Origin of the sequence: Palleniella muris (assembly GCF_004792655.1) — a bacterium.
Classification (GTDB): Bacteria; Bacteroidota; Bacteroidia; order Bacteroidales; family Bacteroidaceae; genus Prevotella; species Prevotella muris_A.
This window is the reverse complement of the sequence record NZ_SRZC01000004.1, coordinates 139,764-153,626: the sequence shown is the minus strand read 5'-3', so window position 1 is coordinate 153,626 and position 13,863 is coordinate 139,764. Positions and strand designations below refer to the sequence as shown.

The 13,863-nt window shown below is 46.0% G+C and carries 14 protein-coding genes; 10 read left to right on the top strand and 4 right to left on the bottom strand.

Annotated features, from left to right (window positions below):
- Positions 1 to 28: 28 nt before the first annotated feature.
- Positions 29 to 403, top strand: a complete 375-nt coding sequence (locus E5358_RS03875; RefSeq protein WP_135938969.1) for a RidA family protein — start codon at positions 29 to 31, stop codon at positions 401 to 403.
- Between the two features lie 675 nt (positions 404 to 1,078).
- On the opposite strand, the gene E5358_RS03870 is transcribed toward E5358_RS03875, so the two are convergent.
- The gene (locus E5358_RS03870; protein ID WP_168354574.1) at positions 1,079 to 1,255 is read right to left on the bottom strand and encodes a hypothetical protein; all 177 of its coding nucleotides are present in this window, start codon (positions 1,253 to 1,255) and stop codon (positions 1,079 to 1,081) included.
- Between the two features lie 167 nt (positions 1,256 to 1,422).
- Here E5358_RS03870 and E5358_RS03865 point away from each other — a divergent pair, with 167 nt between their 5' ends.
- The 9 genes from E5358_RS03865 (at position 1,423) to E5358_RS03825 (ending at position 8,382) form a co-directional block, all read left to right on the top strand.
- Positions 1,423 to 1,602 (top strand): tetratricopeptide repeat protein, encoded by a 180-nt coding sequence (locus E5358_RS03865; RefSeq protein WP_135938967.1) that lies wholly within the window; start codon positions 1,423 to 1,425, stop codon positions 1,600 to 1,602.
- A gap of 33 nt (positions 1,603 to 1,635) precedes the next feature.
- Positions 1,636 to 1,863 carry a 4Fe-4S binding protein gene (locus tag E5358_RS03860; RefSeq protein ID WP_135938966.1) on the top strand — a complete coding sequence of 76 codons (228 nt, stop codon included), beginning with the start codon at positions 1,636 to 1,638 and terminating at the stop codon, positions 1,861 to 1,863.
- Positions 1,864 to 1,880: 17 nt separating this feature from the next.
- Complete coding sequence (locus E5358_RS03855; protein ID WP_135938965.1) at positions 1,881 to 3,005, top strand: 3-methyl-2-oxobutanoate dehydrogenase subunit VorB; 1,125 nt, start codon at positions 1,881 to 1,883, stop codon at positions 3,003 to 3,005.
- A 26-nt stretch (positions 3,006 to 3,031) separates the two neighbouring features.
- Positions 3,032 to 3,787 carry a thiamine pyrophosphate-dependent enzyme gene (locus E5358_RS03850; RefSeq protein ID WP_135938964.1) on the top strand — a complete coding sequence of 252 codons (756 nt, stop codon included), beginning with the start codon at positions 3,032 to 3,034 and terminating at the stop codon, positions 3,785 to 3,787.
- Positions 3,788 to 4,201: 414 nt separating this feature from the next.
- Positions 4,202 to 4,744: a 2-oxoacid:acceptor oxidoreductase family protein gene (locus E5358_RS03845; RefSeq protein WP_135938963.1), complete on the top strand. Its 543-nt coding sequence runs from the start codon at positions 4,202 to 4,204 to the stop codon at positions 4,742 to 4,744.
- A 271-nt stretch (positions 4,745 to 5,015) separates the two neighbouring features.
- Positions 5,016 to 5,270: a DUF2442 domain-containing protein gene (locus E5358_RS03840; RefSeq protein WP_135938962.1), complete on the top strand. Its 255-nt coding sequence runs from the start codon at positions 5,016 to 5,018 to the stop codon at positions 5,268 to 5,270.
- A gap of 59 nt (positions 5,271 to 5,329) precedes the next feature.
- On the top strand, positions 5,330 to 5,770 hold the full coding sequence (locus tag E5358_RS03835) for a hypothetical protein (RefSeq protein ID WP_135938961.1): 441 nt from the start codon (positions 5,330 to 5,332) through the stop codon (positions 5,768 to 5,770).
- 630 nt (positions 5,771 to 6,400) lie between these two features.
- Positions 6,401 to 6,928, top strand: coding sequence for an LTA synthase family protein (locus tag E5358_RS03830; RefSeq protein WP_135938960.1), 528 nt, complete (start codon positions 6,401 to 6,403; stop codon positions 6,926 to 6,928).
- Positions 6,925 to 8,382 carry an LTA synthase family protein gene (locus E5358_RS03825; protein ID WP_168354573.1) on the top strand — a complete coding sequence of 486 codons (1,458 nt, stop codon included), beginning with the start codon at positions 6,925 to 6,927 and terminating at the stop codon, positions 8,380 to 8,382. The genes E5358_RS03830 and E5358_RS03825 overlap by 4 nt, the downstream gene beginning before the upstream one ends.
- Before the next feature lie 50 nt (positions 8,383 to 8,432).
- Here E5358_RS03825 and E5358_RS03820 read toward each other — a convergent pair whose 3' ends face one another.
- From E5358_RS03820 to E5358_RS03810, 3 genes are read right to left on the bottom strand one after another with little or no spacing between them, the layout of a single operon-like run.
- The gene (locus E5358_RS03820) at positions 8,433 to 9,662 is read right to left on the bottom strand and encodes a methyltransferase RsmF C-terminal domain-like protein (protein WP_135938958.1); all 1,230 of its coding nucleotides are present in this window, start codon (positions 9,660 to 9,662) and stop codon (positions 8,433 to 8,435) included.
- Positions 9,649 to 11,679: an alpha-L-rhamnosidase-related protein gene (locus E5358_RS03815; RefSeq protein ID WP_135938957.1), complete on the bottom strand. Its 2,031-nt coding sequence runs from the start codon at positions 11,677 to 11,679 to the stop codon at positions 9,649 to 9,651. The genes E5358_RS03820 and E5358_RS03815 overlap by 14 nt, the downstream gene beginning before the upstream one ends.
- Before the next feature lie 55 nt (positions 11,680 to 11,734).
- Positions 11,735 to 13,672: a right-handed parallel beta-helix repeat-containing protein gene (locus E5358_RS03810; RefSeq protein WP_135938956.1), complete on the bottom strand. Its 1,938-nt coding sequence runs from the start codon at positions 13,670 to 13,672 to the stop codon at positions 11,735 to 11,737.
- Between the last annotated feature and the right edge of the window lie 191 nt (positions 13,673 to 13,863).

The window sequence follows — 13,863 nt, the reverse complement described above, 5'->3', positions numbered from 1 at the left end:
ACCAATAACCCATAAAAACATTAAAAACATGAAAGCGCTACACACAGACAAGGCTCCTGCAGCCATCGGACCATACAGCCAGGCAATTGAAGTCAACGGCATGGTTTTCGCATCAGGACAGATTCCACTCGACCCTGCCACAGGCAATGTCGTTGAAGGCGGCATCAAAGAGCAGACACAGCAGGCTCTCACCAACGCAAAGGCTATTATGGAGGCTGCCGGGCTGACACTCGCTAATGTTGTCAAGACAACAGTGTTCATGGCGGACATGAACGATTTCGCAGCAATGAACGAAGTCTATGCCACATTCTTCACAGAACCGTTCCCGGCACGCTCCGCCGTTGCCGTAAAGGCTCTGCCTAAGGGCGTACTCGTTGAGGTTGAGTGTATCGCTGCACGATAAAACGCATAAAAAAAATCGCTACAAAAACGTATAGTCCAAAACGGATTATACGTTTTTTTTAGGATCCAAACTTTCTAAAATCAAATCCGAATCGTACCTATTCAGAATATTATAGAGCAAAAAAAATCTGTAAAAACCACATGAATATTAGCGTGAGTCCAACGAATTCAGATTGATTAGGAATACTAATGTACAGCAGCAATTCGTCAGACTCATGGTAAATATTTTGCCGGAAAAGAAATCTTCAGAATCCGAATTAATCAGCATGCATTCCCCTTTGCATCCGGCTTTAGTATGAAAAACATTTACAAAAGCATATCATGAGTTTTCTGATATTTTATGTCCAAACATAAGATACTGCACATAAAAAATAGCATTACCTGCATTTCTAATTGCCGTTCATGGCATTTTCAGACATTTTTTCATGACAAAAACATAGGAAAATGTTATCATTTGCACTGTCAAAGATTACCTTCCACAATGCAAAAGATTACCTTTGACCTTATGAAAGGCAACCTTTCGCCAAAACGAAATTTAGGCAAACCAACTTCATACACCATAATTCACTGTATTATAATTAATTACACAAAACGACAAAAATATCGTTTTTTTGAAAGTTTCTTCTTGTTTTTATTTTCTACGCAATTTACATGGCACTTTGAGCCCCGAGTTTTCTCACCCCACGCTAACATTGGCAAGCTCATACAAGAGAGACACATCAGTAATTCCATATATCATGCCCACCTGAATACAAACACCATTCTCCATGACAAACAATCCGGCAATAAAGTCAGAAAACAGCCATGCAATCCCTTCCATTGCACATTCACCAAGCAGTGTGCGCATTTTCATGTTTATTACGCTTAAAATATCTAAAATAGAAAGAACATTCAAATGTCCTTTCTGTTTTAATCTTTATCTTTGCACTGTGACAATCAAACCAAGAAAGAGTGCATGCTGATAAGGCATTCCGTAGCGACAGCAATGTACATACTGCAAAAAACACATTATACAATATCATGAATGCAGAAGAATGGTATGAGGAGGGGAACCTCCGCAGAAAGCACCAGGACTGGCAAGGGGCACTCAACTGCTATCAGGAAGCCATAGACCTTGACAGTGAGTCGCCTGCCGTTCACGCAAGAAAAATGCTGATGGAGATTATCGAGTTTTATAACAAAGATATGTATAACCCGTAATCGCCACACCAGAACCTTAAAACCAACAGAACAATGAGTAAGATTATCGGTGCCATAGAGGTAAACAAGGACAGATGCAAGGGTTGCGCACTGTGCGCTGCCGCATGTCCGAAAGGAGTTATCGCCATGAGCAAGAAAGTCAACGCCTGCGGCTATCCGTATGCAGAAGCCATCAACGACAGTTGCATCGGCTGCGCCTCATGCGGTATCGTCTGCCCTGACGGTTGTATAACAGTCTATAAAAAGAAACTTGAGGATTGAAGATTATGGCAAATGACATGAAACATACAGAAGGAGAAGTGATGCTCCTAAAAGGCAATGAGGCTATCGCCCATGCAGCAATACGCTGCGGAGTCGACGGTTTCTTCGGCTATCCTATCACTCCGCAAAGTGAGATTATCGAGACCTTGGCAATGCTGAAGCCTTGGGAAACAACAGGCATGGCAGTGGTACAGGCTGAGTCCGAGACGGCATCAATCAATATGGTCTACGGCGCGGCGGGAGCAGGAAAGCGCGCATTCACATCCTCATCATCACCGGGCATAGCACTCATGCAGGAGGGTATTTCCTACATGGCTGGCTGCGAGATACCGGGCGTGGTGATTGATGTATCACGCGGAGGTCCCGGTCTTGGCACCATACAGCCGTCACAGGCGGACTACACACAGATGACTCGTGGCGGCGGAAACGGTGATTATCGTTGTATTGTCCTTGCACCGTCCACAGTTCAGGAGATGGCGGACTTCGTTCCGCTCATCTTTGACTTGGCATTCAAGTACCGCTGTGTGGGCATGATTCTCTGCGACGGTGTCATAGGACAGATGATGGAGAAGTGTGTTCTCCCACCCTATCAGCCACGTTGGACTGAAGAAGAGATACGCGAGCGCTGCCCTTGGGCTACAACCGGAAGGACAAAGGAAAGGCAACCGAACATCATCACCTCACTGGAACAGACACCGGAGGTCATGGAGGAACGCAACCTGAGAATGCAGGAGAAGTACAGAACCATTCAGGAGAACGAGACAAGATGCGAGACCTACATGACCGACGATGCGGAATACATCATCGCAGCATTCGGCATCTCTGCCCGACTTGCCGTCACCGCCATCGACGAACTGAGGAAAGAGGGCATCAAAGCAGGACTTTTCCGTCCGATAACCCTGTGGCCTTATCCGTACAAAGAGCTTGAAGCCCTCTGTACAAAAAAGACTCCAAATGGGGAAAACATGGTGAAAGGTGTGCTGTGCGCAGAGATAAATGGCGGTCAGATGATAGAGGATGTGCGCCTTGCCATACATGACGCCCTGCCGATAAAGCATTTCGGACGCATGGGAGGAGTGGTGCCTGAACCTGACGAGATAGCCGAAGCATTAAAGAACTTTATTGGAGGACTGAACCGATGACTGCCATAGAAGAACAAAACAAGCACATGAAAGAAATGACTTCTGAAAACATTGTATATCAGAGACCGTCACTGATGAACGACACTCCCATGCACTATTGCCCGGGATGCTCGCACGGCGTGGTGCATAAGCTGGTCGCAGAGGTGATTGAGGAGATGCACATGGAGGAAAAGGCCATAGGCGTCTGCCCTGTGGGATGTGCCGTGTTTGCATATAAATACCTTGACATCGACTGGCAGGAGGCTGCCCACGGACGCGCGCCGGCTGTTGCCACCGGCATAAAACGCCTGTGGAACGACCGCCTTGTCTTCACTTACCAAGGTGACGGTGACCTTGCATGTATCGGCACGGCGGAGACTATCCATGCTCTCAACCGTGGCGAGAACATCACGATAATATTCATAAACAACGCCATTTACGGCATGACCGGAGGACAGATGGCTCCTACCACACTCATCGGACAGAAGACATCGACATGCCCGTATGGCCGTGACCCGGAGATGCACGGCTACCCTCTGCGCATCACAGAGATTGCCGCAACATTGGAGGGCACATGCTATGTCAGCCGACAGTCCGTAGAGTCTGCACCGGCAATACGCAAGGCAAAGGCGGCAATACGCAAGGCTTTCGAAGCCTCAATGGCAGGTAAAGGCTCCTCACTCGTGGAGATTGTCTCCACCTGTAACAGCGGATGGAAGATGTCGCCCGTAAAGGCAAACGAATGGATGGTGGAGAATATGTTCCCATACTATCCTAAAGGAGACCTGAAGGACAGGACATAACCGGTTAAATACCGTGGCTTCTGTTTTGTATTGTAAAAAAACTCCATATAGGAAACCATGTTAACTGTTAAAGACTGTACCTTTATCTTTGCAGCAAATAATGGATAAACCGCGTTAACGGTTAAGATTGTACCTTTATCTTTGCAACGGATAAAATACACATATATGGAAGAAACCGCGTTAGCGGTGGCAAGAAAGTAGCCGTGGGTCGTACCCACGGAACAAGAGTAACAGTTCTTTTTACGACCGATTTATTGGTCGAATAAACAAAAAAATCAACTATTCGACCAATAAATCGGTCGTGAAAAGAGAAACAGATGCACAAACCGTGGGTTGCGACCCACGGCTACTATATTTAACCGCTAACGCGGTAAACTCGCACAAACTCATAAAGTTTCTAAGAATAAAAGCAACATGAAAACGGAAATCATCATAGCAGGCTTTGGTGGACAAGGCGTACTGTCAATGGGAAAGATACTCGCCTACTCCGGACTTATGGAGGGGAAAGAGGTGACATGGATGCCTGCATACGGACCGGAACAGCGCGGTGGCACGGCAAATGTCACTGTCGTAATCTCTGACAAGCAGATTGCCTCACCTATATTGAGCAACTACGACATCGCCATCGTCCTTAACCAACCGTCATTGGACAAGTTCCAAGCGCGTGTGAAACCGGGCGGAATACTTATCTACGACAGTGCCGGTGTGTTCAATCTGCCGACACGCACCGACATACATACATTCAGCATCAACGCCATGGACAAAGCCATAGAGTTGAAGAACACCAAAGTCTTCAATATGATTGTGCTGGGCGGTCTGCTGAAAGTCGCCCCTCTTGTCACTCTCGAAGGACTGGAGAAGGCTCTCTACAAGACTCTCCCCGAACGTCACCATGGACTTATCCCTCTGAACATGCAGGCCGTAAACGAAGGAATGGAAATTATCAGAAAAGATTAATCCATAATGTTCTTAATAGATATTATCACCCATGAGTGACAATACTTTAAGAAAAACATTGCTTTAAGAATCCAAAGAATTAAAAGAAATGGCTTGTTAGACAATAATCTATGTCATGATGAAACTGCTTCTTTTAATTCTTTGGATTCTTAGAGCAATAACGTTTAATGGAACGAAGTTACTATACATAGAGTATTATTTCCAAATGGATTAACTTTTTTATCTTGAAGAAAGTTGTCAGATGCACTAATATTAAGAAAAAATTATAGTTATGGCTCTATTCTTATACATAACAAAGACAGATTACCTTGGAGGTTTATCTGTGAAATTGACTTTCAATGATGGCGTTGAGAGGACATTGGATTTTTCATCATTCTTCAAGAAAAACTCTCATCCACAGTATAACAAATATGCAGCACCAGCATTGTTCAAGAAGTTCAAGATTGAAGGTAGTAATATCGTTTTGGGAAAAAACTGGGATTTGATGTTTCCAGTGGAACAATTGCATACAGGAGTCTTACTATAATAATGTAGTTTTATCATTCTAAGGCAATAGCAAACTATTTTACTACAAATGTTTAAATTATGGTTATTGAAATCAATACAACTTATTTGCAGCGCATTCTTTTCTTTATCCTTGTCTCACTCTTCAGCGTCTCTTGCGACAAAGAAGATGAATATGTACCCACCCTTGAAAGCACGGACTTTTATGGGGAATGGTATGCAACAGAGATTAATGGGCGGAAGGTCGATTCCGGACAAGTATCTTTTTGTTTCTGGGGCAATGGCAGATGTCTTATTGAGCAACAAGGTGATGAGCTGTGGGGAAGGTGGAGTTTCAGCGAACATGACGGAGAACGCTTCATTACAATCTCAGAATTAGGCACTACACCAAATAAACCAGAATCGGATGTTTCACCCGACAAAGATATTATAATGCGAATCACATGGTGTTTCAATTGGAAGAATTCTATAAGAGTGAAGTTTGATGATAGTGGCAACGAGCTCCTTCTTGTTCATCGGTAAAGATTGTATTTGCTGACATCAAACAAACTGCTTGCGTCTTATATTATTAACCAAAGCCATAAATTATATTTCCCTGACTTCGTCACTTTCTCAAAGGTAAACCAGTGATGAAGTCAGGGATTTTTTTAGTTATGGCAAACAAGCAGATGACTTGCACAGGTGCATAAAATCATTCTATCAATTTGTTTTTATGCTTTTATGGCACTATGCCTGTCTGATTTTCTTGAAAAATCTTTGTGATTTCACAAAAAAGCATAAACTTTGCACTATTCTCCCATGCAGAAGCCCATAAGGGCGGGAAAACATGGGAGTTACATATTAATGAAAAGGCGTTTACTAAGCCTTGTCTTTGACGGTTCCAAACTTCGAACACTTGAAACCATTAGTCAAGGAACAAGAGCAAAGTAGGTGTCTACGTGTATGATTGTATGGGTGGATTGTATCCACTCGTCAGCATACGGCGTGGGCTTCTGCTACTTGCTCGTTCTACTAATGGGGGCAAGTTCGAAGGCCTGGAATCGTGGGACGGGTAAGTGAGGACTCCCACGCTATTTTTGTTTTTATGTCCTATCCGCCAATTTGTTAACATACCAAAGTGCTTTGTTTGGGAGGACAAGCCTCAAACATATTATGTCCCGAATATTCTTGCAACTGACAGTATTTCAAATAGCGATATGGCTCACTATGCTGATTGTGATACGCTTAGTGTTCATCTTCATCTATATTCCTATGTCTGTCATCACAGAAAACCTGCCCCATCTCCCACTGGCATTACGCAACATCGTTCGATTCGACTCTCAAGTCTGCGCCTACGCTGCCGTGCCTTTATTGCTTTTGGGTCTGCCGCTATTGGTTGTAGCCAACAAGAGGCTATGCCGCTTCTTCACAGTATTCACGCAATGGTACAGCATGGTCGTAGTGATGGCAATCACATTGTTGGGTTGCGTTGACCTTGGCTTTTACCACAACTTTGGGTCACACATAAACTCCACATTCTTCGACTTCTTCAAGGAAGAACCGCTGAGCCTTATCGAAAGCATCTGGAACGAATACCCTGTCATCCGGATGATAGCTATTATCATTGGATGTCTTTGGACTACTTGGAGAGTGAACAGTCTGTTAATAAAGAATCTAAACATAACCGAACATTGCGAATGAAAAGGAATTGGCTTAGCATAGTGTTAGTTGTAGCAGTAGAGGCATATTGCTTGCGTGGCGGTTTCGGACCCTATCCACTACAAGCGGAAGATATTGTCGTATCTCCTGACAAACAGTTTAACAGTATCGTCCCTAACGCTCTGTATATGCTAAAAAAAGCGAAAAGCGACTTAGGGAAAGGTTCTTCACCATTGAATGGAGAAGAAGCACTGGAGCGATATGGCTTCACAGCATTACAGGAAGCCTGCGATGCCTTTGCCGAAGGCATGGGGAGACCAATCCCTGTAAAGATATGCGAAGACACACTTGCAACCCTTAATTCACTCTTGTTCTCACATGCGGAACATAACAAGAACGTACAGAAACATAACATTGTGCTGCTGATGAGTGAAAGTTGGGGCTACTACCTCTCAACGCTGAGCAGCAAAAACTGCCAGTTGATGCCTGAAATGGAAAGGCATCTGCATGAAGACCTCCTGTTTGACAACTTCACATCTGTCCGCAATGGCACGGCACGCTCATTGGAGTGCCTCACCGTGGCGACACCATTCAAAGGATTTTTCTTCTCGCCACACCACTACACCACCTTGCCAACATCCATTGCAAAAGCGTTCTGCAAAAGCGGCTACAGCACTACGTTCATCACAGGAATGGATCCCGGCTGGGGCAATGTGCAGGAGGGACTGACAGTGCAAGGCTTTGATGACATTGTGGCGATGTACGAGATGAAATCTGCGCACCCGGAATACAAAGAATGCTGCATTGGAGTCTATGACCATTATATGCTCAACTCGCTCATGGAAATATTGGAAAAACCTGCGAAATCCCCAAAGTTCATAATGGGGCTGACTACAACCAACCACCCTCCACTGGACTTACCTGATGATATTAAACTTCCAGAGTTGCCAGACACTTTGGTGAATTCCAGGAATTTCAGTGGGAAACGTGATGTTGTAAGGCAATATCTACGTGGCTTCCAATATGCGAACCAATCCATAGGGAATTTACTCACACGTTTCAAAGAGTCGCCGGCAGCCGACAACACTATCATCATAATCTGCGGAGACCATAGCCTGAGGTCAATCATTGACTATAATAATGTTGACGAGAGTTTCCGCAACCGCATACTCATGTATGTCTACCTGCCACCGGCACTACGTCAACCTCACCATAAGAGTGCCACACATAAATATGGAAATCATTATGACATACTGCCGACCTTGGCATCGTTTGCCTTGAACGATGTTGACTATCTGCACATAGGGCGCGACCTATTGGCGGACAGTTCATCCGTTACCGAATGTGCGTATAATGAAGACGCACTTTTATGTGACGAAAGACAAAGGGCTCGCGCAGAGAGATTCACAAACGCAAGGGAGGCGTTACTGAATATATACTTTGACCTTTTCTTAAAAAAAAATGAGTTACCATATCCGAGGACTCATATTCTCTGATATGGTAACTTACAGCTGTCTTCTATATTAAATAGGATTAATCCAAATATCTACAGATTTCTTATCGCCCACTCTTTCGGGTACATATTGTTTGCACGATTGCCGAGATTCTTCATGAATCCGAGGTTATGACCTTTATAAGCGACGATGACATAGCCGCGCGGAGTGGCTTCCGGCAAAGTTATTGCTTCACGATGAAGATAGCGCAGGGCATCTTCGAGTGACAGTTTTACAACAGGATACACACCGGTTTTCTCTTTACCACAAGGGACGAGCAATGTCTCAGCATGGGCAGGGATGATGTTCTTGCCTTTCTGCTCTCCTTTCGGATTTCCATCGGAAAGTATGCGTAGGCGTTTCAACTGCTTTTCTATCGGTCTGCGGCAGGGCTGAGACTCCCCATGCTTGCGCATAACGCACATAAAGAGTCCTTCGCTGCGAGTCACTCCGGGTATGAAGCGATAGACGGGCTCATCAAATCCTTCAAGGAGGGAGCCCGTGATGTTCCATTCCGGACTTGTCTGTACAGGAAGAATTTCCGCTCCAAGCTCTTCCGCTATCCAACGGACATTCTCTTCATCCTCCTGCAGATTGAACGTACAGGTACTATATATAAACAGTCCGCCGGGACGCAGACAATCCCATATATCACTGACTATGCTCCGCTGCAGTTCAGCACACTTGCGCACGTTCTGCAAGCTCCATTCCTTTATCGCTCCTTCGTCACGGCGGAACATTCCTTCACCTGAGCACGGCACATCGGCAAGTATGACATCAAACTGCATTTTCGCAGACTTGAAGTCCTTTGCATAGTTGTTTGTGACATAGACATCCTTATGTCCCTGCTTCTGCATATTCTCCATAAGGATATTGGCACGGTGGTGGTCAGGCTCGTTGCTTATCAGCAAAGAACCTTCCGGCAATGCAGCACGTGCCAATGTTGACTTTCCTCCCGGTGCAGCGCACAGGTCAAGCATGCACACCGGTTCTTGGACATACTGCCGAAGAACATTGTCAAGGAACATTGACCCTGCTTCCTGCACATAATAAACTCCGGCATGAAGCAGCGGGTCAAGTGTGAACTTCGGGCGTTCCTTCAGCCAATAGGCATCCTTGCACCATGGCACAGGCTCTCCTTCCGGCATGTCAGCAACCGGCTTGAACGGGTTATAACGCACACTGGCAGGGACTTCCTGACCGAAAGAGTCAAGAAATCGCTGCCAGCGTTCCTCACCGAAAAGGCGTGAGGTATAGTCTGTAAAATCTTTACTTAAGTCCAACTTGTATCTTCTCCGTAGTGTTGATGTCTATACATTTGTCTCCGACATAAAGTTTTCCTCCTATGACAGGACTTTGTATGGTGATTTCTTCCTTGTTCATCTCCAACGAGATAGGTCCGAAAGGCGTAGGTACACGCCCCTTCATCCATTCAAGCCCACCGAGATGCGGACGGCATTCCCACTCCTGATAGCCCGGTTTTGTCGGTTTGATGCCAAGATAATACTTTCCAAGAAGATAGACCGGTGATGCTCCCCAGGCATGGCAAAGGCTCTTGCCATACGGTCTGCCGTACATCTGCAAGTGCTGTGTACCCTGCTCTGTCGGGACATATTTCTCCCAAAATGATGTCGCACCTTCCTTCAACATGCCACCCCAATAGGATTTCATCTCGCCCATGACATAATCATGCAGTCCCATTTGGCACAAAGCCTCCAACTCATAGAAGCGCATGTAAGGGGTTGTGATGGCCTCAACATCAGGATTGAGCATAACATTCTCCATGATTTCCTTGCTTCGCCGTCCGTCCGCATAACCAAAAAGTATGGCGAACATGTTAGGGAACTTGGTTATCATCTCATTCAATTGTCCGTCCTCAATGCTGTGGAGATACGCTTTCTTATCCTCATTCCAGAAATGCTCGTCAGTCTTCAGGCGTACATTCTTATATAAGGTAGCATATTTTTCAGCATCAATTTCTTCTCCAAGAAGCTCTGCACACACCTTCATGGTTTCAAGAGCCTTGGCAAGGAGAATCTGCTCAAAGCACATCACACCACGCTTGTGCATAGGGAAATCCACCCAATCAACGAAAATCCAGTCGTCAGGCTGTCCCTCGGCAAGCCCCTCTTCGTCAAGTCTTCCGAGGACATAGTCCATGAGTGTCTTCATACGTGCCCACATCTCACGGACGAAGGCTGTATCGGCAGTGTACTCATAGTAGTCAAGCACAGACTTGAACCAATAGAAAGTGTAGTCCATAATTGTGTTGATATGGGCTGTTACCGGGTCTTTTCCACGCAGTTGCCGTATGGTACGCTTGACGCACTCGAAATCGAAACGGAGATAGTAGTTCATCAGATAGGACTGTATGGCATCACCTGACCATGTCCAACGGTCACGCTTGATGCCGTCCATCATGAACTCGCGGGTTGTGAGGTCCATGGTATAAGCACCCACTTCCCATATTCTGTTCAGTTCGGAATCGGAGCATTCAAACGCTCCGCCAAGTGCCATGTCCTGCTCAAGGTATTCATAAAAGGCATAGACATCAAGTTCTTCCACACCTCCGGCACACTCTACATAGACATAGCGGAACGCCTTACTGTCAAGAATGACAGGAGTAAAGTCCTTAGTCTCAAACTTGTCAAGCGTCTCACAATAGTCTTTGTCCAAGGCTTCCTCACGGCTTTCACCGTAATAGACCTCGACAAGTCCCTTGTCCTTTGAGTTGCCTACGGACAGAAGTCCCATTGTCTCCTTTCCAAAGTCGTAGAGTGTTCCCTCGCCTACCCTCTCCTTGCTCACCGGCATCAGTGGTTCTGTTGCCAAGGCAAACTCGGAAGGACGCTGCTCTTTGGTTTGGAAGTACTTGCTTGTTGCTGCCGGGACATAGATGCCCGAACCATGAGCTATGCCATTTTCGTCAATCCAAATCTTATCCTCGTAGGTTGCGAGCCATGAAGAGTCTGTAACGATGGTTTTACCTTTTATATATAATGCAGGAGGAGTTGCCTGGTTCCACACCTTCAGGTTGAGTTTGTGCTCACCGGCAGGTACAGTGAAATGCTCAGGCATACCGAACTGCAGTTTGCCGTCAAGCATAAGGTTGAACTTTCCCTCACAGAGAATCTCCACTTCCTCAGCCTCTTCAAGGTTGACAGTTGTCGAGAACTCCACCGTAACATAGTGGGAGTCCTGCTTCCAGAACGGTGGGAACATTGCACCGCGCTCTGTACGGCGGTTGTTGAACTTGTTACCAAGCCATATTTCAAAATCACCGGGATAGGTTATCCACATAATATCGCGAGTTTTTTGTTTTTCAATTCTATTTGCAATATCCTTCCAAAGGCGTTTAATTCGCCTTCTTAGGTTTCTTTGTCTGTATCTTTGCTCTCAGTCCGGCAATATCCAGACCGGCCTTGATACCGGCATTTGCCTTTACGGAGTCATTCACTGCAGGGCCGTTGTTCTCCCAAGTGTTGCAAGGACCGTTGGAGTTTCTCAGGTATTTCTCTGTCGGAGTCCAGTTGTCCTGCACAGTGATGCCCGACGAACCTTCGTCGCAATAGAGATAGAACCAATGGTGCGGGTCGTGTGCATAGACAGGATGATAAATCTCATCCACGACATTCTCCGTGATGTACGTCTTTATCTGCGAGCTCAATGTGTATATGCCCGCACAATCGTACATGTGCTTTGCATAATGGTGGATGTAGTTTCGGTACACCTCATTGCCACGCATACAGTTCACACTCTGTGTCCATCCCCAGCCAAGGTTTATACCGGAATAAGAAACTTCGCTGATTTCGTTATGCGCAATGATTGTGTTTGCAACATATCCGCAGTTGATTCCAAGCGTTCCCCAATCCTCATTCGTAACATCCTTGATGTTGTTGTTGGCAATAATGAGTCCGTCCACAACCACTCGTCTGTCAAGAGGATCGTAAGGAAGATGAGTCTCGAAGGCTGACGGTGAGAACGAACCTGCTACAATACCGCTGCCGGCGATGTCGGTAAAGATGTTGTTGCTTATCACACAACCCTTTGTCCCTTCCTCATAATCAATGCCGGAAGAGCCAAGATGAGTGAATGTGCAGCCGTCAAAAGCAATGTCATTGGAACCACTTACAACAACAGCAGCAGCCGGACGACCGAGGAATCCCTGATTGTCAAGTCCGTTATTACGGTCGGGACGGCGTGTCTGCGGGCGCAGTTTGTAGCCTTCGTACATGAACATTCCTGCCTGCAAAGGCACATGACCGTCAGTGGTCGGGCGCATCCATGTGCTGTAAGAGAAGGTTATCCCCTCAAAACGCACATCGTGGACAGGACGCTCGAGAGTGCCTTTCACCTCCACGAGTGTCTCCAATGCAGGGACAATGGCAGGAGCAGACTTGCTGTTGAGCATGGAAAGAGTCTCTCCACTGCGCGGATAATAGTAGAGTTTGTGGCTGCGGACATCATGATACCATTCGCCAGGAGCATCAAGCAATGCCTTAGAACCTGTCAAATAGAATGCAGAGTTAAGGTTAAGCACCTTTCCGTCCTCACGTGTGAAAGGCTTTGTGTTCACCATTGGTGACGGCCAAGGGTGCTCAAACTGTATTGTTGACTCAGGTTGGTGAAAGGTGACAGCAGCACTGTCGCCTTGTATTTTTATGTCCTTTATACGAAGATTGGCAACACACCACATCTCATGGAGCACCATTTCAACAGGCTGGGCATATTGCTTGTTCTTTGCATTATACTGACGTTCCAAAGCCTTGACAGCTGGCGTAACAGGAACGTACATCACCTGATTAGGCTTGTCAAGGGAGAGTATGTGCGCCATATCATCAAAATTCGCCACATCGCGTGCACGCACAGCCTTCTCGCCATTGATGTAAAGCTGGCGGAAATCAATCAGATTGCCATTAAACTCAGGAGTGTCGGCAACAAACAGCTTGCCTTCCTTGCGCCATCCGGTAACGGCCACTCCTCCGGAAATCACTGCGCCCTCGCCCTTAATCAGTGTCGGAGAGTCAGGAGTACCGCTGTCTTCGGGGCGGACATACAGCGGTTCATAAAGATTATATGTGCCTTTTGCGACATGAATCGTCACACCGCCTTTCACAGACGGGTCATTAAGTCGGCGCAGATTGCGTGCCTGACGCAATGCGATACGGAGGCTCTTCAGCGGTTTTCCCACAGTACCGTCGTTCGTGTCGGAACCATTGGGCGACACATATATGTCTGCTGCCGAAGCAGACAGTGCCGCTAAAGCAAATATACTCAACAATATTTTTCTCATAAACATTATTTTTTTCAGTCTATATAATAGTAAGACAGAATAGATTTGCGAAAATATGCAAGCGCATTGCCCATGGTTTTCCAATTACCCAATGACTACGTTTTTGTATAATTTCCATGTTCTACAATAACTACCGTGCAAAGTGTGGCTCCGCCACACTTTGCATGGAGATGTTTGCAATAAGGCATGAG